This window comes from Streptomyces sp. HUAS YS2, assembly GCF_033343995.1.
In the GTDB taxonomy this organism is placed as follows: domain Bacteria; phylum Actinomycetota; class Actinomycetes; order Streptomycetales; family Streptomycetaceae; genus Streptomyces; species Streptomyces solicathayae.
The window spans coordinates 4,682,508-4,704,563 of the sequence record NZ_CP137573.1; the positions used below are offsets into that span (position 1 = coordinate 4,682,508).

At 72.3% G+C, this 22,056-nt stretch carries 21 protein-coding genes and 1 tRNA gene; 10 read left to right on the forward strand and 12 right to left on the reverse strand.

The features are described from left to right. Positions 1-53 precede the first annotated feature (53 nt). Positions 54-614 carry a GlcG/HbpS family heme-binding protein gene (locus tag R2D22_RS21745; RefSeq protein WP_318106210.1) on the forward strand — a complete coding sequence of 187 codons (561 nt, stop codon included), beginning with the start codon at positions 54-56 and terminating at the stop codon, positions 612-614. A gap of 207 nt (positions 615-821) precedes the next feature. Here R2D22_RS21745 and R2D22_RS21750 read toward each other — a convergent pair whose 3' ends face one another. From R2D22_RS21750 to R2D22_RS21760, 3 genes are all read right to left on the reverse strand, one after another. Further along, on the reverse strand, positions 822-1,598 hold the full coding sequence (locus R2D22_RS21750) for a DUF6227 family protein (protein ID WP_318106213.1): 777 nt from the start codon (positions 1,596-1,598) through the stop codon (positions 822-824). A 121-nt stretch (positions 1,599-1,719) separates the two neighbouring features. Then, the gene (locus R2D22_RS21755) at positions 1,720-2,901 is read right to left on the reverse strand and encodes a P1 family peptidase (RefSeq protein WP_318106215.1); all 1,182 of its coding nucleotides are present in this window, start codon (positions 2,899-2,901) and stop codon (positions 1,720-1,722) included. 21 nt (positions 2,902-2,922) lie between these two features. After that, the gene (locus R2D22_RS21760; RefSeq protein ID WP_318106219.1) at positions 2,923-4,089 is read right to left on the reverse strand and encodes a low temperature requirement protein A; all 1,167 of its coding nucleotides are present in this window, start codon (positions 4,087-4,089) and stop codon (positions 2,923-2,925) included. An 80-nt stretch (positions 4,090-4,169) separates the two neighbouring features. Here R2D22_RS21760 and R2D22_RS21765 point away from each other — a divergent pair, with 80 nt between their 5' ends. Beyond that, entirely contained in the window at positions 4,170-4,370 is a 201-nt protein-coding gene (locus R2D22_RS21765) for a hypothetical protein (protein WP_318106221.1), read from the forward strand. A 16-nt stretch (positions 4,371-4,386) separates the two neighbouring features. Here R2D22_RS21765 and mscL read toward each other — a convergent pair whose 3' ends face one another. The 6 genes from mscL to R2D22_RS21795 form a co-directional block, all read right to left on the reverse strand. Next, on the reverse strand, positions 4,387-4,875 hold the full coding sequence (gene mscL / locus R2D22_RS21770) for a large conductance mechanosensitive channel protein MscL (protein WP_318106223.1): 489 nt from the start codon (positions 4,873-4,875) through the stop codon (positions 4,387-4,389). Positions 4,876-4,986: 111 nt separating this feature from the next. Then, entirely contained in the window at positions 4,987-5,487 is a 501-nt protein-coding gene (locus R2D22_RS21775) for a hypothetical protein (RefSeq protein ID WP_318106225.1), read from the reverse strand. A 316-nt stretch (positions 5,488-5,803) separates the two neighbouring features. Further along, on the reverse strand, positions 5,804-6,664 hold the full coding sequence (locus tag R2D22_RS21780) for an S-methyl-5'-thioadenosine phosphorylase (RefSeq protein WP_318106227.1): 861 nt from the start codon (positions 6,662-6,664) through the stop codon (positions 5,804-5,806). Positions 6,665-6,831: 167 nt separating this feature from the next. Beyond that, the gene (locus R2D22_RS21785) at positions 6,832-7,161 is read right to left on the reverse strand and encodes an FmdB family zinc ribbon protein (RefSeq protein WP_318106229.1); all 330 of its coding nucleotides are present in this window, start codon (positions 7,159-7,161) and stop codon (positions 6,832-6,834) included. Positions 7,162-7,228: 67 nt separating this feature from the next. Beyond that, positions 7,229-8,506 carry an MFS transporter gene (locus R2D22_RS21790; protein WP_318106231.1) on the reverse strand — a complete coding sequence of 426 codons (1,278 nt, stop codon included), beginning with the start codon at positions 8,504-8,506 and terminating at the stop codon, positions 7,229-7,231. Positions 8,507-8,753: 247 nt separating this feature from the next. After that, positions 8,754-10,319, reverse strand: a complete 1,566-nt coding sequence (locus R2D22_RS21795) for a potassium/proton antiporter (RefSeq protein WP_318106233.1) — start codon at positions 10,317-10,319, stop codon at positions 8,754-8,756. 273 nt (positions 10,320-10,592) lie between these two features. Between R2D22_RS21795 and R2D22_RS21800 the strand changes: the two genes are divergently transcribed. Further along, a complete protein-coding gene (locus R2D22_RS21800) occupies positions 10,593-13,361 on the forward strand; it encodes a penicillin acylase family protein (RefSeq protein ID WP_318106234.1) in 2,769 nt (922 codons plus the stop codon). Positions 13,362-13,437: 76 nt separating this feature from the next. Here the strand turns inward: R2D22_RS21800 and R2D22_RS21805 are convergent, their stop codons facing one another. Beyond that, entirely contained in the window at positions 13,438-14,031 is a 594-nt protein-coding gene (locus R2D22_RS21805) for a 5-formyltetrahydrofolate cyclo-ligase (protein ID WP_318106236.1), read from the reverse strand. A gap of 94 nt (positions 14,032-14,125) precedes the next feature. On the opposite strand from R2D22_RS21805, the gene galU reads away from it, so the two are divergent. From galU to R2D22_RS21840, 7 genes are all read left to right on the forward strand, one after another. Then, positions 14,126-15,028: a UTP--glucose-1-phosphate uridylyltransferase GalU gene (gene galU / locus R2D22_RS21810; protein WP_318106237.1), complete on the forward strand. Its 903-nt coding sequence runs from the start codon at positions 14,126-14,128 to the stop codon at positions 15,026-15,028. Positions 15,029-15,032: 4 nt separating this feature from the next. Beyond that, positions 15,033-16,334, forward strand: a complete 1,302-nt coding sequence (glp, locus tag R2D22_RS21815) for a molybdotransferase-like divisome protein Glp (protein WP_318106239.1) — start codon at positions 15,033-15,035, stop codon at positions 16,332-16,334. A gap of 57 nt (positions 16,335-16,391) precedes the next feature. Further along, positions 16,392-16,883 carry a cyclic pyranopterin monophosphate synthase MoaC gene (moaC, locus tag R2D22_RS21820; RefSeq protein ID WP_318106242.1) on the forward strand — a complete coding sequence of 164 codons (492 nt, stop codon included), beginning with the start codon at positions 16,392-16,394 and terminating at the stop codon, positions 16,881-16,883. After that, complete coding sequence (locus R2D22_RS21825) at positions 16,880-17,425, forward strand: MogA/MoaB family molybdenum cofactor biosynthesis protein (RefSeq protein WP_318106244.1); 546 nt, start codon at positions 16,880-16,882, stop codon at positions 17,423-17,425. Before moaC ends, R2D22_RS21825 begins: the two co-directional genes overlap by 4 nt. Further along, the gene (locus R2D22_RS21830) at positions 17,422-18,051 is read left to right on the forward strand and encodes a GNAT family N-acetyltransferase (protein WP_318106246.1); all 630 of its coding nucleotides are present in this window, start codon (positions 17,422-17,424) and stop codon (positions 18,049-18,051) included. The genes R2D22_RS21825 and R2D22_RS21830 overlap by 4 nt, the downstream gene beginning before the upstream one ends. Before the next feature lie 142 nt (positions 18,052-18,193). Beyond that, complete coding sequence (gene sepX / locus R2D22_RS21835; RefSeq protein ID WP_318106248.1) at positions 18,194-19,237, forward strand: divisome protein SepX/GlpR; 1,044 nt, start codon at positions 18,194-18,196, stop codon at positions 19,235-19,237. 74 nt (positions 19,238-19,311) lie between these two features. Beyond that, a tRNA-Ala gene (locus R2D22_RS21840) sits at positions 19,312-19,385 on the forward strand. 53 nt (positions 19,386-19,438) lie between these two features. Here the strand turns inward: R2D22_RS21840 and R2D22_RS21845 are convergent. Further along, the gene (locus tag R2D22_RS21845; RefSeq protein WP_318106250.1) at positions 19,439-20,899 is read right to left on the reverse strand and encodes a hypothetical protein; all 1,461 of its coding nucleotides are present in this window, start codon (positions 20,897-20,899) and stop codon (positions 19,439-19,441) included. A 48-nt stretch (positions 20,900-20,947) separates the two neighbouring features. After that, complete coding sequence (locus R2D22_RS21850; RefSeq protein ID WP_318106252.1) at positions 20,948-21,931, reverse strand: trypsin-like serine peptidase; 984 nt, start codon at positions 21,929-21,931, stop codon at positions 20,948-20,950. Between the last annotated feature and the right edge of the window lie 125 nt (positions 21,932-22,056).

The window sequence follows — 22,056 nt, forward strand, 5'->3', positions numbered from 1 at the left end:
AACGCAGAGCTTCCCGAACCCCTCAGGGGGAGATTCCAAAGGAGCCGTTGACCATGAAGAAGCTGTCCCTGCGCACCCGTGTCCTGACCGGTACCGTCGCCGGCGCCGCCCTCGCCGCCGGTGCCTTCGGCGCCGTGTCCGCCAACGCGGCCACCCCCGCCGCCGCCCCGGCCGCCGCGGTGGCGAAGGCAGACGCGGCCGACAAGAACACGACGCAGTCGACGCACCTGACGATCGAGGCCGCGACCGAGGCGGCGCAGGCCGCGCTCGACGCCGCGGAGAAGGAGAACCAGCGGGTCTCCGTCGCGGTCGTCGACCGCAACGGCAACACCATCGTGACGCTGCGCGGCGACGGCGCCGGCCCGCAGTCGTACGAGTCGGCGGAGAAGAAGGCGTACACGGCCGTCTCCTGGAACGCCACCACCTCGACCCTCGCGGGCCGCCTCGCCCAGGCGCCGAACCTGAAGGACATCCCCGGCACCCTCTTCCTCGCCGGTGGCGCCCCTGTCACCGCCAAGGGCGCCCCGATCGCGGGCATCGGTGTGGCCGGCGCCCCGAGCGGCGACCTCGACGAGAAGTTCGCCCAGGCCGGCGTCAACGCCCTCGCCAAGTAAGCACCGGCGCGTCGGCCGGGCCGACGGCGACGCGCCCGCCACGCGGGCGCCCCTCAGCGACCGGCGGCACCCACCCCCCCCGTTCGGGTGCCGCCGGCCTTTCGCATGCCCAGCGGGCCTCAGCGGGACCGAGAGGCGGGCCTCAGCGGGACCGAGAGGCGGTGCCCAGCGGGCCCGCGGACCCGGGCCCTCGACGGACCCGGGCCCTCAACGGACCCGGGCCCGCGACTCCATCGCTTCCCGGGCCGTGTTCTCGTCCTCGTAGACCTCGCACATGTGTCGTCCGTCCGGCGTCGCCGTGTGCTCGACCTCCCACAGGCTCATCTCGCTGCCGTCGAGCAGCAGGAACGCGTGCTCGTAGAGCGTGAACCCGGCGTCCCGGCCCTCCACGGGGCACTGCCGTCCGAACGCCTGCGTGATGTGGTGCGCGAAGGCCACCCGCAGCCGGTGGGCGGTCTCCTCGCCCGGCCGGTCCGCGTTCTCCGCGCGCCGCAGCACCCGCCGCGCGTGGTCCGCCGAGTTGTCCGGCACGTACATCCGGGGCTGCCGGGGCACCGGCCGGGACAGCAGCGCCGTCAGCACCTCCAGGTCGTTCTCCAGCTCGTCGTCCGGGTCGTTGGACAGCACACCGGACCGCTCCACCCCCCACTCGCCGTCGAAGGTGACGGGCAGCCGCGACGCGGCGAGCGTCGCCTCCGCCTCGTCCGCGTACAGCTCGTGGTGCTCGGCGCCGTCGCGACCGCCGTTGTGCACCAGCTCCCACAGGCTCAGCGCGGTGCCGTCCGCCAGGAGGTAGGTGTGCCGGTAGGTGCTGCGATGCAGCGTCGAGCTGTGGTGCGAGGAGTGCAGGGCGGAGGAGTGGGCGAGCGCGGTCTCCAGCCGCTCGACCGTGGAATCGGGCAGCTCGAAGGAGTTGAGGGCCCGGCCCAGGAGCCGCTCGACGTGCGTCTCGGTGGTCTCGTACGGATCGTGAGGATCGTTCAAGGTGGGTCTCCAGGCCGTCGCCGCATGTCACGTGGTGCTCGCTTAACGTAGCCCCTGGGTCTGACATCGTGTCCGGGGTTCGGCAAAACGAAGGGGGAGCGCGCCAAGTTCCCGCGCGCCCTCAACTCCCTTGACCGCTGGCCTTCTTCGTATTTTCGGCCGTGGACGCCCGCGTCGCCCCTGGGGCGTAGAGCTCCGTGTACGAGGGGAACGTGCCGCCCGGCCCCGACACGCCCTCCGCCGCGAGCACGGCCCGCACGATCGCCCGGGTGACGGTGTCCGCCCCGGCCGCGAGGATCTCGTTCGGGGCCAGCGGCCCGCCCTCCGGCGGCAGCGGGCGCTCCCCGGTCGCCAGCGCGAACACCGTGTCCCCGTCGTTGAGAAGATGCACCGGACGGACGGCGCGCGCGATGCCGTCGTGCGCCGTGCCCGCGAGCTTGTGCGCCTGTGCGCGGGTGAGGTCGGCGTCCGTCGCGACCACGGCCAGCGTCGTGTTCAACGGCGGCGGCACGCTCGTCTCCCTCGCCCGCGCGAGCCGCTCCTGCGCCGCCGCATGCACGGCCGGATCCGGGTACAGGGGCGGGGGGCCTCCCCCCTCCCCCGCCCCGCCCACCCCACCCGCGCCACCCACCCCGTCCGCCCCCTCGACAGGGCCGAAGTACCGGCCGTAGAGCACGCCGGTCGTCGGGTCGATCGCGGAGCCGACCGCGTTGACGACGACCAGCGCGGCGACCGTGATGCCCGACGGCAGGACCGTGCTCGCCGTCCCGACCCCGCCCTTGAGGCCGCCGACGACGGCGCCCGTGCCCGCGCCCACCGCCCCGCACTCCACCGGCGCGCCGGCCTCCGACGCGGCCGCCGCCTCCACGGCCGCCCGGCCCGTCGACGCGTCCGGCCGGGCGCGGAAGTCCCCGCCGCGGCCCAGGTCGAACACACAGGCCGCCGGGATGACCGGCACCACGTGCGTCGGGTCCGGGCCGACCCGCACCCCGCGGCCCCGCTCCTCCAGCCAGGCCATCACCCCCGCAGCCGATTCGAGGCCGTACGCGCTGCCGCCGGTCAGCACCACCGCTTCGACCCGCTGGACCAGGTTGCGCGGGTCGAGAGCGTCCGTCTCCCGGGTGCCCGGACCGCCGCCGCGCACGTCCACGGCCGCGACGGCCCCGCCGTCCGGGGCGAGGACCACGGTGGTGCCGCTCAGTGCCCCCGGACCGGCGACCCGCGCGTGCCCCACCCGGAGGCCCGCCACATCCGTGAGCCCGTCGTACCCGCCGCCCCGTCTGCCCGCGTCCTGGTTCGTCATGTCCTCCTGCCTACCACGGGGTCAGTGCCGGGTGGCCGGGTTGCGCCGGGTCAGCGTCACCCCGACCGCGACCGTGGCCGCCGCGACCGCACCGGCGGCCGGCACCGCCCAGTGGCCGGCGAAGGTGCACACCAGGATCACGAGCGACGACACCGGAAGCACCAGCTGCTGCGCGATACCGACCTTGAAGTACCGGGCGTGCAGCACCCACACCGACAGCAGGAACACCGCGGTCGGGATCGTCACGGCCGAGGAGGCGGCGAGCGTCGAGATGTGGGCCTCACCCACCGCCTGCTCGACCGAGATCTCGATGCCCGCGCCGATCGCCGCCGCCGAAGCGAAGATCACGTAGTGCCCGTAGCCCCACAGGAACCCCTTCCCTGTCTCCGCCAGCCGGTCGTGGGCCGGGACGACGAAGTAGATCCACCATGCCGCGAAGACGATGAGCAGCCCGCCCGCCGCGATCGGGAGCACCTCGCCGAGTGCGTCGTTCTCGGTGATCCCTGACTTCACCGCCACCGTCGCCGCGGCGATGCTCTCGCCGAGCACGATGATCGTGAACAGCCCGTACCGCTCCGCGATGTGGTGCGGGTGCCACTGGGTGTTGAGGTCCTTCTCCGCGTACATCGGGACGGCCAGTTCCAGCAGCGCCATGACCACGAAGATCCATGGGCGGGCCTCTTCGGGGGCCAGGAGCAGCGCGACCCAGCCGATCTGGCAGGCGATCACTCCGCCCGCGTACCGCCGGCACATCGTCCGCTCGGCGTCCGATCCTGCGTGGTGCGCCGCGCGCAGCCACTGGCTGGCCATGGCCAGCCGCATCACCAGGTAGCCGAGGAAGACGACCAGGAAGTCGTGCTCCTGGAAGGCCCGGGAGACGCCCGCGGAGAGGATGAGGACGCCGGCGATCTGAACGAGGGTGACGACGCGGTACAGGACGTCGTCGTTGTCGTAGGCGGAGGCGAACCAGGTGAAGTTCATCCACGCCCACCAGATCGCGAAGAAGACCAGGACGTAGTAGCCGAGGCCTTCGCCGGCGTGCCCCTCGGCGACCGCGTGCACGAGCTCGGCTCCGGCCTGGGCGACGGCCACGACGAAGCACAGGTCGAAGAAGAGCTCGAGCGGCGTGGCCGCGCGATGGGACTCCTCGCGGGAGCGTGCGGTGAGCGGCAGGAACGGTTGTGTCATGCGCCCAGCACAGCAGAGGCTCACGCGGAGGGCCACGCTGGGCACGCTGTGGGCCGGGCGCCGCGGCGTACCCTGGGGGTATGAGCACCGCCCCCGCCCACGGACCGCGAGCCGAGAACCAGCCCGACGCACGTCCCAGGCCGACGCTGATCTTCGACGATCCACTGGACCAGCAGTCCGCGGACGATACGGACCGCGGGTGGGGCGAGCGGCCTCCCGGCGGTGACAGTGCCGCCGATCTCGCGCGCTTCCTCGACGAGAAGCCGCCGCACCACCTCTGATGCCGGCCTGTGCCGGCTAGGGGGTGTTGCGCGCCGCGGAGTCGTGACCGCCATCGCGCTGCGAGATGAGGTGGTCGCGGATCTCCTTGAGCACCTCCAGCTCGCTGACCTCCAGGGTCTCCTCGACGCCCTCCTTCGCCCTGTCGTGCGCGGCCCGCTTGGCGAGGACCCTCGCCATCGGCAGGACCATGAGGAAGTAGACGACGGCGGCGGTGATCACGAAGCTCAGCACGGCGCTCAGAACCGTGCCCCACATGATCGGGATGCCCGAGACGACGTTCCCCGCGTCGTCCACCACACAGGGGCCCTTGAGGCAGGACTTGTAGCTCTCCAGGTCCTTGGTTCCGAAAGCGCCGACCAGCGGGTTGATGACGCCCTTCACGACCGAGTTCACGATGTTCGTGAACGCGGCGCCGATGACCACCGCGACGGCCAGGTCGATCACGTTCCCGCGCATCAGGAAGGCCTTGAAGCCGTCCAGCACGCTTTCCTTCTTCTGACTCACCAGGGCGCCTCTCGTTGCGTGTGCAGTTGGCGGAGCCATTACGCCGTGAAGGGTGCAGGAACGTCCAATCCGTACACACGGACCGGCTACTTGACAGGCAGTCAGTACGAATCAGCACAGTGTCACCGCCAGTCGGGAGGTGGCGCCCGCGCCGGCGAGCACCGTCGCCGTCGACCGTGGAACGGACAGCACGACCAGTGCTCCGCCGTCCGGTCGAGTCTCACTGGTGCGCGGAACTTCGGCCACTCGAGCGCCTGTCGCGACCACGTGGGCGTCAGTTTCCGTGCCCGTGGGGGAGTTGGCGGCGGCGATCACGTCGACCCGGTCGCCGGGACGCAGCAGCCGGACGGTCGCGGCATCCGCGATCCGTACCGGGGCGGCCACCAGCCGCACCGCGGGCGGCTTCCGCTTCTCCCGTGCGAGCGCGTTCCGCTCGGCCGGGGAGTCGGCCGACACCGCGCTCGCGGCGCCGCCCGCGGCGAGCGCGACGGCGGCCGTCGCGAGCACCGCGGCGGGCGTCCTGCGCCTGCGCCGCAGGGTGCGCCGCAGCCGCCTGCGGCCGCCGCGCACCCGCAGCGGCGCGAACTGCGGCACCGCGGACGGCTCCGGCACGTGCGGGACGTACGCGTGGCTGGCGCAGGCCGAGTCGGAGTCCGCGTCGGAGGCGGGGGAGAAGCCGCCGGAGCGGAAGGCGTCAGGGGAAGGGGGAGAAGGGGGGGAAGGAGAGGAGGAAGGGGATGGGGAGGACGGTCGGGTGGTCATCGCGGACACCGCCGTTCGGTGCGTGGGGCCCCGGGATTTCCGGAGCACGCACCACCTTCCGCCTTCCGCCACGATCCCGCTCCGGCCTGTGGACCACCGACCGGTTGTGGACAACTTCCTCACCCGTGACGGCGATTGCCGCGGTCTCGCGGGAGGGGGAGAGTGGTCAAGGAAGCCGGATCCCCGGTTCCCATCCGTCCAGCGCTCGCGTGCAGGGACAGTCCCGGTCCATCGTCGCGGGGAGCGCTCCGATCGCGTCGGACAGCACGGTCCGCAGCCGTCCGACGTTCTCACCGAACACCCGCAGCACCTCGGTGTGGGAGACGCCCTCGCCCGTCTCCGTACCCGCGTCGAGGTCCGTCACCAGCGCCATCGAGGTGTAGCAGAGCTCCAGCTCGCGGGCGAGCACCGCCTCCGGGTGACCGGTCATGCCCACGACCGACCAGCCGGCTGCGGAGTGCATGCGCGACTCGGCGCGGGTCGAGAAGCGCGGTCCCTCCACGACGACCATCGTGCCGCCGTCCACGGGCTCCCAGCCGCGCCCGCGTGCCGCCTTCAGGACCGCCCGGCGGCCGTCGGCGCAGTACGGGTCGGCGAAGGAGACGTGCACGACGTTCGGGGTGGTGCCGTCCGGCAGCGGTTCGCCGTCGAAGAAGGTCTGGGCCCGGGCCTTCGTGCGGTCGACGAGCTGGTCCGGTACGAGCAGGGTTCCCGGCCCGTGCTCGGGCCGGAGCCCACCCACGGCGCAGGGGCCGAGGACCTGGCGGACGCCGACCGACCGCAGCGCCCACAGGTTGGCCCGGTAGTTGATGCGGTGCGGCGGCACCTTGTGGCCGCGCCCGTGCCGGGGCAGGAAGGCGACCCGCCGGCCGGCCAGCTCGCCCAGGAACAGGGAGTCGCTGGGGGCGCCGTAGGGGGTGTCGACCGACACCTCCGTGACCTCTTCGAGAAAGGAGTAGAAACCCGATCCGCCGATCACACCGATGTCCGCGTACGGCTTCGTCACGTCTGCCCCCCTGGTCGACATGGCGATCACCCTAGCCGCGACACCCCGCCCGCGGAACGAGGCCCGCGCACCCGGCCCGCGCCCTCGGCCCGCGCACCCGGCCCGCCCCTCCGGCCTCGGCCCGCGCCGGGAACGCCGAAGACCCCGCCGCGGTGCGGCGGGGTCCACGGGAAGGACGGCAGGGCCGGTCAGGCGGCCGAGCTGGAGCCGGTCGAACCGGACGTCGACGAGGAGCTCGACGTGGTCGACGCGGGCTTCGAGTCCGAGGACGACGACGAGGAGGTCGACGAAGAGGTCGTGGACGACGACTTCGACGAGGCGGGCGAGCTGCTGGACGACGCGCCACGGCTGTCGTTCCGGTAGAAGCCGGAGCCCTTGAAGACGATGCCGACCGCCGAGAACACCTTCTTCAGGCGTCCCTTGCAGCTCGGGCACTCGGTCAGCGCGTCATCGGTGAACTTCTGCACCGCCTCGAGGCCCTCGCCGCACTCGGTGCACTGGTACTGGTAGGTCGGCACTTGCTTCCTCCTGGCACTCTCACTCGATGAGTGCTAACGACGATCCATAGTGACGTATTCCGTGGAATCAGTCCACCGTCACCGGCACTCGGTGACCGATACCACGTGCGGCGATCCGGCTGGAAGGCTGGGGCGCCAGTCGGGCACGCAGGGTCACCAGCGTGGCCAGGGCCAGCACGGTGCCGACCAGGGGCACCAGGAATCCGGCGCCGGCGCCCTGGCTGTCGGCCAGTCGGCCGGCCACGGTGACGGCTCCGGCCTGGCCCAGTGCCACGGCGCCGGTCAGCCAGGTGAAGGCCTCGGTCCGGGCGTTCGCCGGGACGAGCGTCTCGACGATCGTGTAGCCGGTGATCAGGGCCGGGGCGATGAACAGGCCGACGACCAGACCGAGGGCGCCGAGCAGCAGCGTGGAGTGGACGGACCACAGAAGGGAGGCCGCGGCGGTCAGACCGATGTAGCCGAGGATCAGCCGGCGGCGCGGGCCGATCTTCCAGGCGACGGCGCCGCAGGCGATGCCGGCCAGCATGTTGCCGACGGCGAAGACGCCGTACAGGACGCCGTTGGCGCCCGGGTTCCCGATCTCCTCGGAGAAGGCGGTCAGCGACACCTGCATGCCGCCGAAGACCGAGCCGATGCCCAGGAAGGCGATGGCCAGGACACGGACGCCGGGCACCGACAGGGCCGAGGTGCGCGGACCGGCGGCCGCGGCCGCGACCAGGCCGTGCGCGGGCTCGGTGGCCCGCTGGGCGGCGAAGAACAGGCCGCCGACCAGGGTCAGCGCGGCCTCGGCGACCAGGCCGGCGGCAGGGTGGACGCCGGTGCACAGCGCGGTCGCGAGGACGGGGCCGACGACGAACGTGAACTCGTCCGTCACCGACTCCCACGCGGCGGCGGTGGGCATCAGCGGGTTGCCGTCGAGCTTGGCGGCCCAGCGGGCCCGGACCATCGGGCCGACCTGGGGCACGGAGGCGCCGGAGGGCACGGCGGCCAGCAGCAGCGCCCACATCGGGGCGCCGGCCAGGGCCAGGACGACCAGAGAGGAGACGGCCGCGGTGTGGATGAGGACGCCGGGGATCAGGACGGCGCGCTGACCGAAGCGGTCGGCGAGCTTGCCGCTCTGCGGGGCGAACAGGGCCATCGAGACACCGGTGACGGCGGCGACGGCGCCGGCGCTGCCGTACGAACCGGTGGTGTGCTGGACGAGCAGGACGATGCCGATGGTCAGCATCGCGAAGGGCTGCCGGGCCAGGAAGCCGGGCAGGAGGAACGAGAGGGCGCCGGGGGTGCGCAGGAGTTGTCCGTACCCGGGGCGCTTCGCAGGGGACGTGGTGACCGTGGACGCCACGGTCCTGGCCTTTCTGCCGCCTGGTAGCGCTCCCCTGGGTGTCGGGAGCCGCCGAGAGCTGTCCTCTTGCGCTGAACTGCGGTAGATACCAGGCCACCCCACTGCGGGAGGGGATGTCACGGCCGCCATACGGTCGCGCCAGCTCTGCGTCAGGCAGAGTTGGTCGATCAGTGTGTTCCTTCATGCTACAGGGAACGGTCGGGTTCCGCCTGGGAAAACCCCGACCGCCCCGGATGTATGCCTGCGATTAGCCGGACTTTCGTTTTCCTGGCCGATCTGTTCGCTTTCCCGGGCGCTCGGTTCGGCCTCCGGGGAGCTCCGTGCGGTGCCCGCGCGGTGCGACCGAGCCGCCGCGGACGACGCCGGTCGCGCCGGCCGTGCCCAGCCAGCCGGCCAGCTTGCCGCCCTGGCCGACGGCCCGCAGCCGCCGCTCGGTGGCGTCCCGTACCGGGTCGGTGGCGACCACGAGGAGTTCGTCCCCGCGTCGCAGCACGGTCGCCGGGCCCGGCACGAAGCTCTTGTCGTCCCGGACGACGAGGGTGACCGCCGCTCCGGCGGGCAGTCGCAGCTCGGCGACCTCCACGCCGTGCATCTTCGACTCGTCCGGGACCGCCACCGACAGCAGATGCCCGCGCAGCCGCTCCAGCGGTGCCGATTCGATCCCGAGGTCGGCCGCCCCGGCCGAGTCGCCCAGCCGCAGTGCCCTGGCCAGCCAGGGCAGCGTCGGCCCCTGCACCAGGGTGTAGACGACTACCAGCACGAAGACGATGTTGAAGATCCGCTCGCTGTCCGCGACCCCGGAGACCATCGGGATGGTCGCCAGGATGATGGGCACGGCTCCGCGCAGGCCCGCCCAGGACATCAGGGCCTGCTCCTGCCAGGGGATGCGGAACGGCAGCAGGCTGACAAAGACCTCCATGGGCCGCGCGACCATCGTGAGCACCAGGCCGATGATCACTGCCGGCCAGAAGTCGTCGATCAGGTTGTGCGGGGTGACCAGCAGGCCGAGCAGGACGAACATGCCGATCTGGGCGATCCAGCCGAGCCCCTCGGCGAAGCCGCGGTTGGCCGGGGCGTGCGGCAGCTTGGCGTTGCCGAGCACCATCGAGGCCAGGTAGACGGCGAGGAAGCCGGAGCCGTGCGCCAGGGCGCCGGCCGCGTAGGCGGTGACCGCGATGGCCATCACGGCGATCGGGTAGAGGCCGGAGGCCGGCAGGGCGATGCGCCGCAGCCCGTACGCGCCGAGGATGCCGACGGCGAGGCCGACGCCCGCGCCGATGGCGAGCTCCATGGCGATGTCGCCGATGAGGAAGTACCAGGACTCGATCGGTCCGGCCGCGGAGAAGGCGACGACGAGGATGACGACCGGGGCGTCGTTGAAGCCCGACTCGGCCTCCAGGACACCGGTCACACGGGACGGCAGCGGTACCTTGCGCAGCACGGAGAAGACCGCTGCCGCGTCCGTCGAGGAGACGACCGCGCCGATGATCAGCGCCTGCTGCCATTCCAGGCCGACGAGGTAGTGCGCCGCCGCGGCCGTGATGCCCACGCTCACCGCGACGCCGACGGTCGACAGCACGACCGCCGCGGGCAACGCGGGTTTGATCTCCTTCCACTTGGTGCCCAGGCCACCTTCGGCCAGGATCACCACAAGTGCGGCATAGCCGATCACCTGGGTCAATTCGGCATTGTCGAAGGCGACGTTGCCGATGCCGTCCTGCCCGATGGCGACCCCGATCCCGAGGTAGAGCAGCAGGCTGGGGAGCCCGCTCCGGGAGGAGATCCGCACCGCCGCGACGGCGATGAGCAGCACGAGCGAGCAGATGAGCAGGAGTTCGTTGAGCTGGTGGACAGTCAGTGGCCGATCCTTCCCCTCGCTGGCAGCCGGATCGTTCCTCCAGCCGCCGGTACTTCGTTACCTTACCTAATCTTTAACGTTTTCTTGACGCCGTTCGATCTTTCGCTCGAAAGCCGTGTGAAGGTACGAGAGGGGTCTCCTTACTGACACCGCGTCCGGGCCCGTGGAGCGCTGCGCCTATGGTTGCTCCCAGCACTCCAGGACCACCCTGCCGCTCGAAGGACAGCGATGCCCTCCAACACGACCGCCCCTCCCGCCAAGAAGAAGGGGCGACGCGCCCGCCTGATCGTCCTCGTCCTGGTCCTGGCGGTGCTGGCCGGTGTCGGCTTCGGCGGGTACTGGGGCGTGAGCACCGTCCGCGCCTCCTTCCCGCAGACCACCGGGACGATCGAGATCGAGGGCCTGTCCGGCTCCGTCGACGTCAAGCGGGACGAGTACGGCGTCCCGCAGATCTACGCCGACAGCGACGCCGACCTGTTCCGCGCCCAGGGCTACGTCCACGCGCAGGACCGCTTCTACGAGATGGACGTCCGCCGGCACATGACCGCGGGCCGCCTCTCCGAGATGTTCGGCAAGAGCCAGGTCGACACCGACGCCTTCCTGCGCACCCTCGGCTGGCGCAAGACCGCGCAGGCCGAGTACGACACGGTCCTGTCGGCCGAGACGAAGAAGAACCTCCAGTCGTACGCGGACGGCGTCAACGCCTACTTGAAGGACCGGAGCAACGAGGAGGTCTCCGTCGAGTACGCGGCGCTGGCCTTCTCGCACGACTACACGATCGATCCGTGGACGCCGGTGGACTCGGTGGCCTGGCTCAAGGCGATGGCCTGGGACCTGCGCGGCAACATGCAGGACGAGATCGACCGTTCGCTCATGACGAGCCGGCTCGGCGCGCAGCAGATCAAGGACCTGTACCCGGCGTACCCGTACGCGCTGCACCAGCCGATCGTCACGCAGGGCGCCGTCGACGACGCGACCGGGAAGTTCGACCCGAAGGCCGAGGCGTCCACGGGCTCCCGCGGCCAGGGCGGCGCGCAGGGCACGCGGAACCAGCAGAACCCGCACGCCGGCTCGCCCGCCGAGGCCATGGCCGGCATGCAGTCCCAGCTCGGCGCCCTCTCCGACGCCCTCGACGAGGTCCCGGCGCTGCTCGGCCCGAACGGCAACGGCATCGGCTCGAACTCGTGGGTGGTCTCCGGCCGGTACACCACCTCCGGCAAGCCGCTGCTCGCCAACGACCCGCACCTCGCTCCGATGCTGCCGTCCCTCTGGTACCAGATGGGCCTGCACTGCCGCACCGTCTCGGCGACCTGCCGCTACGACGTCGCCGGCTACACCTTCTCCGGCATGCCGGGCGCGATCATCGGCCACAACCAGGACATCGCCTGGGGCTTCACCAACCTCGGCGCGGACGTCACCGACCTGTACCTGGAGAAGATCAGCGACGACGGCTACCTGGTCGACGGCCGTCGCCGGGAGTTCACCACCCGCGAGGAGACCATCAAGATCGCGGGCGGCACCAGCCGGCCCATCACGATCCGTGAGACCGGCCACGGCCCCGTCGTCTCCGACCGCTCCTCCGAACTGGAGCGCGTCGGCGAGGAGGCGCCGGTCCCCAACGCCGCCCCCGACCGCGGCGACGGCTACGCCGTCTCGCTGCAGTGGACCGCGCTCAAGCCCGGCAAGTCCATGGACGCCGTCTTCGAGCTGAACCGCGCGAAGGACTTCAAGCAGTTCCAGGCGGCCGCCGCGCACTTCGAGGTGCCGTCCCAGAACCTGATCTACGCCGACACCCAGGGCCACATCGGCTACCAGGCGCCCGGCAAGATCCCGGTCCGCGCCAAGGGCGACGGCACGCTGCCGGCCCCCGGCTGGGACTCCTCGTACAAGTGGAAGAGCTACATCAAGTACGACGAGCTGCCGTACGAGTACGACCCCGCGCGGGGCTACATCGTCACCGCCAACCAGGCCGTGGTGAACGCCGACTACCCCCAGCTGCTCACCAAGGACTGGGGCTACGGGGCGCGCAGCCAGCGCATCAACGACCTGATCGAGTCGAAGATCAAGGACGGCGGGAAGATCTCGCCGGACGACATGCGCACCATGCAGACGGACAACCGCAGCGAGATCGCCACGCTGCTGAACCCGCTGCTGCTGAAGATCGACATCTCGGACCCGTACGTCCGCGAGGCGCAGAAGCTGCTGGAGGGCTGGGACTACACCCAGGAGCCCGACTCGGCCGCCGCCGCGTACTTCAACGCGGTCTGGCGCAACGTCCTCAAGCTCGCCTTCGGGGACAAGCTGCCGAAGGAGCTGCGGGTCGAGGGCGACTGCATCAACGTCCGCCGGGCCGACTCCACCGGTCCCGTCGACGAGCAGAACAAGCTGGTCCGCGAGTGCGGTCAGCGCGACCCCGAGTCGGCGCAGCCGGACGGCGGTGACCGCTGGTACGAGGTGGTCCGCCCGCTGCTGAAGCAGGAGAACAACGACTGGTGGAAGACGCCCGGCAACCGGACGAACGCCCCCACCGAGACCCGTGACCAGCTGCTCGCGCAGGCCATGAAGGACGCGCGCTGGGAGCTGACGGCCAAGCTCGGCAAGGACGTGTCGACCTGGTCCTGGGGCCGGCTGCACCAGCTGACCCTGCAGAACCAGACGCTCGGCACGGCGGGCCCCGGTTTCCTGCAGTCGATGCTCAACCGCGGCCCGTGGAACCTGGGCGGCGGCGAGGCCGCGGTGAACGCGACCGGCTGGAACGCGGCCGGCGGCTACGAGGTCATCTGGGTCCCGTCGATGCGGATGGTCGTCAACGTCGGCGACTGGGACAAGTCCCGCTGGATCAACCTGAGCGGTGCGTCGGGCCACGCGTACAACGCGCACTACACCGACCAGACCGACAAGTGGGCCGAGGGCGAGCTGCTCGACTGGGCGTACGGCGAGCAGGCCGTGGCCGCAGCGACGCAGGACACCCTCGTCCTGAAGCCGAAGGCCGGCTGAGCCGAAGGCCGGCTGAGCCGAAGGCGCGCGCCGAGAGCCGAGGGCGCGCGCCGCAGGCTCGGGCCGAGCCCGGCGCTCAGCCGCCGAAGCGGCGGACCCCCTCCGGGGTCACGACCGCCTGAACGGGGTGGTCGTGCGGTTCCTCCGGGACCCGGGCGACCACCTCGTTCGCGTACAGGAGCACCACGAGCGCCGGGTGCGCGCCCGCCCGGGCGAGCCGGGCGAGGACCCGGTCGTACGAGCCGCCGCCGCGCCCTAGCCGCATGCCGCGCGCGTCGACCGCGAGCCCGGGCAGCAGGACCGTGTCCGCCGCGCACACCGCGTCCGGGCCGAGCCGCGGACCCGCCGGTTCGAGCAGCCCGAGCCGGGCGCGCGCCAGGCTGTCGGCGCCCTCGTACACGCCCCAGTCCAGGTCGTTGTCGGGCAGCAGGACCGGCAGCAGGACGCGGACGCCGCGCTCCCGCAGCACGTCGAGCAGGGCGCGGGTGCCCGGCTCGCTGCCCACCGACACGTACGCGGCGACGGTCCGCGCGTCGGCCAGCTCGGCGAGCTCCAGCGCCCGCCCCGCCAGCGCCGTGCCCGCCGCGTCGGTCTGCTCGGGGGTCAGCAGGGCCCGTTCGGCGAGGAGTTGGCGGCGCAGTGCCGTCTTCCCGGTGATGCTGTCCGACACGGTGGAATCACAAACCTCTCGTATAACTCGTTATGAGCCAGAACTTGATCGGGCTCTCATCTTCCTCACATACCGACCGGCTAGGGTGCTCCGCATGACTCAGTCGATCCCCAGGATCAGTAAGGCTGTCATCCCGGCCGCTGGCCTCGGCACCCGGTTCCTCCCGGCGACCAAGGCCACCCCCAAGGAGATGCTGCCGGTCGTCGACAAGCCAGCCATCCAGTACGTCGTCGAGGAGGCCGTGGGGGCCGGGCTCACCGACGTCCTCATGATCACGGGCCGCAACAAGCGACCGCTCGAGGACCACTTCGACCGGAACTACGAGCTGGAGGAGGCGCTGACCCGCAAGGGCGACACCGATCGCCTCGCCAGGGTCCGGGAGTCCAGCGATCTCGCCACCATGCACTACGTGCGTCAGGGCGACCCGCGCGGCCTCGGCCACGCCGTGCTGTGCGCGGCCCCGCACGTGGGGAACCAGCCCTTCGCGGTCATGCTCGGCGACGACCTGATCGACCCGCGCGACCCGCTGCTCTCCCGGATGGTCGAGGTGCAGGAGCGCGAGGGCGGCAGCGTCATCGCGCTGATGGAGGTCGACCCGGAGCAGATCCATCTGTACGGCTGCGCGGCCGTCGAGGCGACCGTCGACTCCGACGTCGTCAAGGTGACGGCCCTCGTGGAGAAGCCGACGCCGGAGGAGGCGCCGAGCAACTACGCGATCATCGGCCGGTACGTCCTGGATCCGGCGATCTTCGCCATACTGCGGGAGACCGAGCCGGGCCGCGGCGGCGAGATCCAGCTGACCGACGCGCTGCAGAAGCTCGCCATGGACGAGAAGGTCGGCGGACCGGTCCACGGCGTCGTCTTCAAGGGCCGCCGTTATGACACCGGCGACCGCGGCGACTATCTGCGTGCCATTGTCAGACTCGCGTGCGAACGTGAAGATCTGGGACCGGACTTCCGGTCCTGGCTCCGCAGGTACGTCAGCGAGGAGATGTAGCACCTTGAGCAGCAGTACGGCACCGTCGGCGGCCCGACTCTGGTCGGTCGACGAGCACCTGGACGACATTCTCGCGACGGTCGAGCCGCTCGACCCGATCGAGCTGCAGCTGCCGGACGCGCAGGGCTGCGTCCTCGTCGAGGACGTCACGGTGCCGGTCGCGCTGCCCCCGTTCGACAACAGCTCCATGGACGGCTACGCGGTCCGGGTGGCCGACGTCGCAGGCGCCTCCGAGGAGTTCCCGGCCGTGCTCACCGTGATCGGTGACGTGGCGGCCGGGGCCGGCGGGCTGCCGACGGTCGGCCCGGGTGAGGCCGCGCGGATCATGACCGGCGCGCCGCTGCCGCCGGGCGCCGAGGCGGTCGTCCCCGTGGAGTGGACCGACGGCGGTACGGGCGGCGGGGCGGCCACCGGCATGCGGGCGGCGAGCGCGGCGCCGGAGGGCGCGGCCGGCGAGGTCCGGGTGCACCGGCCGGTCGAGGCCCGGGCGCACGTGCGGGATCGTGGCAGCGACGTGCAGGCGGGCGAGCTGGCGCTGGAGGCCGGCACGGTCCTCGGGCCGCCGCAGATCGGGCTGCTCGCCGCGATCGGCCGGGGCACGGTGCGGGTGCGTCCGCGTCCCCGCGTGGTCGTGATCTCGACCGGCACGGAACTGGTCCAGCCCGGCGAGGAGCTGGGCGAGGGCAAGATCTACGACTCGAACAGCTTCCAGCTGGCCGCCGCCGCGCGCGACGCGGGCGCGCTGGCCTACCGGGTCGGCGCGGTCACCGACGACGCCGAGGCGCTGCGCGCCGCGATCGAGGACCAGCTGATCCGCGCGGACCTGCTGGTGACCACGGGCGGGGTCAGCGTCGGCGCGTACGACGTGGTCAAGGAGGCGTTGACGGCGGACGGCGAGGTCGACTTCCGCAAGCTCGCCATGCAGCCGGGCAAGCCGCAGGGGTTCGGCACGATCGGTCCGGACCACACGCCGCTGCTCGCCCTGCCGGGCAACCCGGTCTCCTCGTACGTGTCCTTCGAGCTGTTCGTACGGCCCGCGATCCGGGCCCTGATGGGTGTCGAGGACCTGCACCGGCCGCGGGTCCGGGCGGTCCTGAAGGCGGACGGGGCGCTGTCCTCCCCGGCCGGCCGGCGGCAGTTCCTGCGCGGCCGCTACGACGCGGAGTCGGGCAGTGTCACCCCGGTGGGCGGTGCCAGCTCTCACCTGATTGCCGCGCTCGCCCACGCGGACGCCCTGCTCGTGCTGCCGGAGGACACGACGTCGCTGGAGCCGGGGGAGGAGCTGGACGTGGTCCTCCTCGGCTGAGGGGGGCCCGGTGGCGGTACCGTGTCGTCCCACACAGCGACCGGGAGTGTCACCGCCATGAGCACGCAGCAAGGTCTCACCCACATCGACGAGGCGGGCGCTGCCCGCATGGTCGACGTCTCCGGGAAGGACGTCACCGCACGCACCGCCCGCGCGAGCGGGCGTGTGCTCGTCTCGCCGCGCGTGATCGAGCTGCTGCGCGGCGAGGGCGTCCCGAAGGGCGACGCGCTCGCCACCGCCCGCATCGCGGGCATCATGGGCGCCAAGCGGACCCCGGACCTGATCCCGCTCTGCCACCCGCTGTCCGTCTCGGGCGTGACGCTGGACCTGACCGTCGCGGACGACGCGGTGGAGATCCTGGCGACGGTGAAGACCACCGACCGCACCGGCGTCGAGATGGAGGCGCTGACCGCGGTCTCGGTCGCGGCGCTGACCGTCGTCGACATGGTGAAGGCGGTCGACAAGGGCGCCGTCATCTCCGACGTCCGGGTGGAGGAGAAGACCGGCGGCAAGTCGGGCCACTGGACGCGCGAGGAGCCGGCCTCGTGACGGCCGGCGAGCCGACGCTCGTCGGGGTGCTCGCCGCCCCGTACTCGGCGCTGGTCGTCACCGCCTCGAACCGGGCGGCGGCCGGCGTGTACGAGGACAAGGGCGGGCCGCTGATCGTCGAGGGCCTGAAGGGCATGGGCTTCGCGGTGGACGGACCGCGGGTCGTGCCGGACGGCGAGCCGGTCGGCGCGGCGCTGCGGGACGCCGTCGCGGCCGGGTACGACGTCGTCCTCACGACCGGCGGCACCGGCGTCTCGCCGACCGACGCGACGCCCGAGGTCACCCGCGCCGTCCTCGCGTACGAGATCCCCGGCATCCCCGAGGCGATCCGCGCGTACGGCCGCGAGAAGGTGCCCACCGCGGCGCTGTCCCGGGGCCTCGCGGGCGTCGCGGGCCGCACCCTGATCGTGAACCTGCCCGGCTCGCCCGGCGGGGTGCGCGACGGGCTCGCGGTGCTCGCGCCGCTGCTGCGGCACGCCGTCGACCAGCTGCGCGGCGGCGACCACCCCAGACCGGCCGCGGAAGCGGGCCCGGCGTCATGATCTCGTCCTGGCCCGTGGTCCTGCGGGACGGCGACGTCGTCCTGCGCCCGATAAAGCTGCGCGACCAGCGGGCCTGGCGCGAGGTGAACCGGCGCAACCGGGACTGGCTGCGCCCGTGGGAGGCGACGATCCCGCCGCCCGCGCCCGGCGGCCCGGTCGCGCACCGCCCGACGTACCGTCAGATGGTCCGGCACCTGCGGGCCGAGGCGAACGCCGGCCGGATGCTGCCGTTCGTGATCGAGTACCGGGGCCGGCTCGTCGGCCAGCTCACCGTCGCCGGGATCACCTGGGGCTCGATGTGCTCGGGCCATGTCGGCTACTGGGTCGACCAGGACGTGGCGGGCCGCGGCGTCATGCCGACCGCCGTCGCGCTCGCGGTCGACCACTGCTTCCGCATGGTCGGTCTGCACCGCATGGAAGTCTGCATTCGGCCGGAGAACGGGCCGTCCCGCCGGGTCGTCGAGAAATTGGGATTCCGGGAGGAGGGTCTGCGCCCGCGCTACCTCCACATCGACGGCGCGTGGCGCGACCATCTGGTGTTCGCGCTCACCGCGGAGGAGGTGCCGGAGGGGCTGCTGCGCCGCTGGCACCAGGCACGACCCGCCCCGCCGCGCCCCACGAAATAAAAAGGGTGTTCGAATTCAATCAGCAGTTGACCGCCAATCGATCTGAACAATCACAAAAAAGTTCAGTGATATCAGCCAGATCGTGCGACACACCGGGCCAATTGGCCGATGCCCGTAACGGAACCCCTCTACGGTGTGAGGCGTGAGCAGCAGCGGCCTCATCTACGCAGTCATTGTCGGGGCCTGGGCCGCCTACTTGGTGCCGATGTGGCTCCGCAGGCAGGACGAGCTCAACGAGGCCCGTCCGACGGAACGCTTCAGCACCGCCATCCGGCTCCTGTCCGGACGGGCGGGAATGGAGCGCCGGTATGCCAAGGAGCTGCGGGAGCGCGACGTGGTCGACGGACCCGAGGCCGACCCGGACGCCGAGACGGAGCATTTGAGCTCGGTCGACGTCCGGGCGTTCTCCGCGCCCGCGGCCAGGACCGAGGCGCGCCTGGAGCTTCCCGAAGCGGCCCCCGCGGCCCCGGCCCCGCGCCGGCAGCGGCCGCCCGAGAACGGCGGCCCCTCGGCCGAGCGGGCCCGGCGCACCAAGGTGCTGGCCCGGCGTCGGCGCACCACGGTGGTCCTCTTCCTCGCCTTCACCCTCGGCGCGGTCGTCGCCGCCGTCGGCGGCCTGGCGTTCCTCTGGGCGCCCGCGCTCCCCGCGGTGCTGCTCAGCGCGTACATCGTGCACCTGAGGTCGCAGGAGCGGCGGCGGTTCGTGTACGTGATGGACCGCCGGCGCGCGGAGGCCGCCGCGCAGCGGCTGCGGGAGAGCCGGCCCCGCCGGCAGCCCGCGCCCGAGGCGGCCGACGAGGAGCCCGCCCGACCCGAACCCGAGCCCGCCCCCGCGCTCTCCCCGCAGGAGGCCGGCCGCCGGGCCCTGGTCGAGCAGACCGACCACGCCGAGTGGGTGGACCAGCAGCGTGAGCGCGGCCCGGCCCGCGGCGACAGCTGGGACCCCGTCCCCGTGCCGCTGCCGACGTACGTCACCGCCCCGGTCGCCCCGCGCGCCACCGGCGGCGTCGACATCACGGACCCGGAGACCTGGAGCGCGGCCCGCTCCTCCACGGCCGCCGACCCGGCGCCGGCCCCGGCGCCGCGCCAGCGCAGCACCCCGCAGCGCCGCACCCGCGACCACGGGCGGACCCCGCTGTTCGACCAGTACGCGGACAACGACCGCCCCCGCGCGGCCAACGAATGACACGGCGGCGGTGACCGGCGGGGATCGGATTTCCAACCACCCCGATCGGGATGCTAATGTTCCACACGTCGCAAGGGCCTGTGGCGCAGTCTGGTAGCGCACCTCGTTCGCATCGAGGGGGTCAGGGGTTCGAATCCCCTCAGGTCCACAGACGCAGAAGATCCCGTCCGATCGAAAGATCGGGCGGGATCTTCTCGTTTCTCACCCCCAGCGCGCCAGCAGGGCGCCGCAGTACGTGTCGACGCCCATCAGCGGAGGCGGCGGGAGGGTGGGCTGGACCACGCGGACCCGGCGGGCTATCGCCGGGGACCACTGGCGCAGCGGGAGCCACGCGGCCACATGGGCCTGCTCGCGGTCGGTACCGGGACGGCCCGCGCCGCCGACGTCGTGACGGAGCCGCGGGCGCAGGCCGCGCCGGTGCAGGGCGTTGCGGGTGAACGTCGCGGCGACCGCCCGCATCTCGGCCGTCGTGAAGACCGGCGGCAGCCCGGGGGCCGCCTGGTAGAGGCACAGGAAGTCCAGGTCTATCAGGGCGTGCGTGACGTCCTCGGGGACCGTGACGGCGGCGTAGGAGGGGCGGAACAGGGAGACGTCGGTCTCCGGGGAACCGGTCGCCGCCCAGCCCCGGTGGACGTGGCCGAAGCCCGGCCAGTACGGCCAGCTCGCCACGCCGTCCGTGATCGTCAGATCGTCCCGCAGCGCCCGGGCCATCGCCGCGGCCCGCTCCGCGTACGCCTCCTCCCCGGTGACCACGGCGAGCTGCACCAGTGCCCGGCCCATCGCCAGGAACTCGTTCGTCGGCAACTCCGCCCCGGCGAAGGACACCGGCTCGTCGGGGAGCCAGCGGTAGAAGCCGCGGCCGTCGGCCGTCGTGCCCCACTGCTCGTCGTGCGCGGCCACCGCGCGGACCGCGGCGTCCAGGTAGCCGTCGATCCGGTCGCGCACCGACCTCGGGACGGCCTCGGGCCGTTCGGCGGCCAGCCGGGCGAGCCCCGCCATCGGGTAGACGATCATGCCGGTCTGCGCCGCCAGCGGCACCAGCGCAGGGCGGGCCGCGTACACGCCGGGCCGGACCCGGCGCGCGCCGTCCCCGGTGAGCAGACGCGCCGTCACGCCGTCCCGCTGCGTGTACGCCGTGTACAGCGCCCGGTCCGCGCGCAGTTCGTGCGCCGGGTCGAGACTCAGCGGTCCGCTCGCGTACGGCTTGCGGCGCGGCGCCCCGGGCATCGTGAAACCGAAGCAGTCGTCCCCGTACGCCGCCACCGTCAGCCGCGCGAGGTGCGCGCTCGGCGGGCAGACGGTGACCTCAAGGGCCGGGCGTCCTTCGGTGTCGGGGATCACCGCGGTCGCCGCCGTGAACTTGCCCGCCGTGCTCCACACCCCACGGCTGCGCCCCCGGTGGTCCCGGACCCCGCGCACGTCGTCGCGGGCGTCCAGGACCTGGTCGATCAGTTCGGCGAGCCGCTCGGTGTACGTGGGCCGGCCGGTGCGCTCGGCCATCATCAGGTAGCCCTGCATCCGCCAGGACGTCCCCCAGCCGATCACACCGGCCTCGTTGTCGGCCGGCACGCCGGGGCCGGAGACCCCGGTGAGCCGGCTCTCTATCTCGTGGAAGTAGCGGGTACCCGCCCGATGCAGACTTTCGATTCCCCATCTCGCCATCTGGGGCCCCTCCCCGGTCGAAGACTGAGGGGAGAGTATGACCCAGCTTCAGGACACCTGAGCCTTGTCGTACAGCGCCTTCGCGTCGTTGCCGAAGTACGGGCCGAACATGCGGTTCGGGAGGAAGGTGTACCCGAAGCTGTTCACCGAGACCTGGAGGCCGGTGCCGGCGGACTCGCTGAAGCCGGTGAACCAGGGGCCGCCGCTGGAGCCGCCCGTCATGTTGCAGCCGAGGCTGTGGTCCTGCGAGAACAGGAAGTCCTTCGAGGAGTTCCCGGAGCAGTGGATCAGCTTCGTGCCGTCGTACGGGGACGCGGCCGGGAAGCCGAAGGCGTACATCGGCTTGTTGTAGCCGCCGTTGAACTGGATGCCCTGCGCGCCGGTGACGGCGGTGAGCTTCTGGCCGCCCAACGGGGCGACGACGGCGGCGCCGACGTCGTAGTTGATGTCCTCGCTCGCCTCCCACTGCGGTGTGGTGAGCGTCTTCGCCGCGGCCCACTGGCCGTAGGGCGCGTTGCCGTTGTCGTACGCGGGGACGAAGACCCAGTTGGTGTGCCAGGCGCCCTGGTACTTCACGCAGTGCCCGGCGGTGATGACCGTGCTGGCGTTCTGGCTGGTCACCGCGTTGCCGGAGCAGGAGGCCGTGCGGCCCTGGAAGGTGAAGAACACCCGGCCCGACGTCTTCACGACCGCGCCGCCGCCGGTCCACGCGCCGCCCGGCTGCGGGAACGCGGCGGGGGTCACGGCGGTGGGGGTGACGGTCGTGGCCCTGGGGGAGCGGGCGACCTGCTTGAGGGTCTTCGCCGCGGCCGGGGTGAGGCTCAGGTCCAGCGCGGTCGCGGAGCGCATCCGGTCCGCGGTCCAGAAGGCCGCGGCCCGCTGCTGCGCGGCGGCGGTGACGGTCCGGGCGGGCGCGGCGCCGGCGGCGTCCGCGGCCGCCGCGGCGGGCTGGGGCGAGGCGGTCGCCGGGCCGCCGGCGAGCAGGGCTCCGACGGTGAGCAGGGTGGCTGCGGCGATGCGATGGCTTCTCACGCATGTCTCCTTCTGCCGTGGCAGGTGGGGGATGAGAGCGGTGCGGATCGGCGTGCGTGAGAGAGCGTGCCAGAGCGGCGGTGGTTTGTCAGGGGCCTGTCATAGCCATCCTGCGACGGACGGGA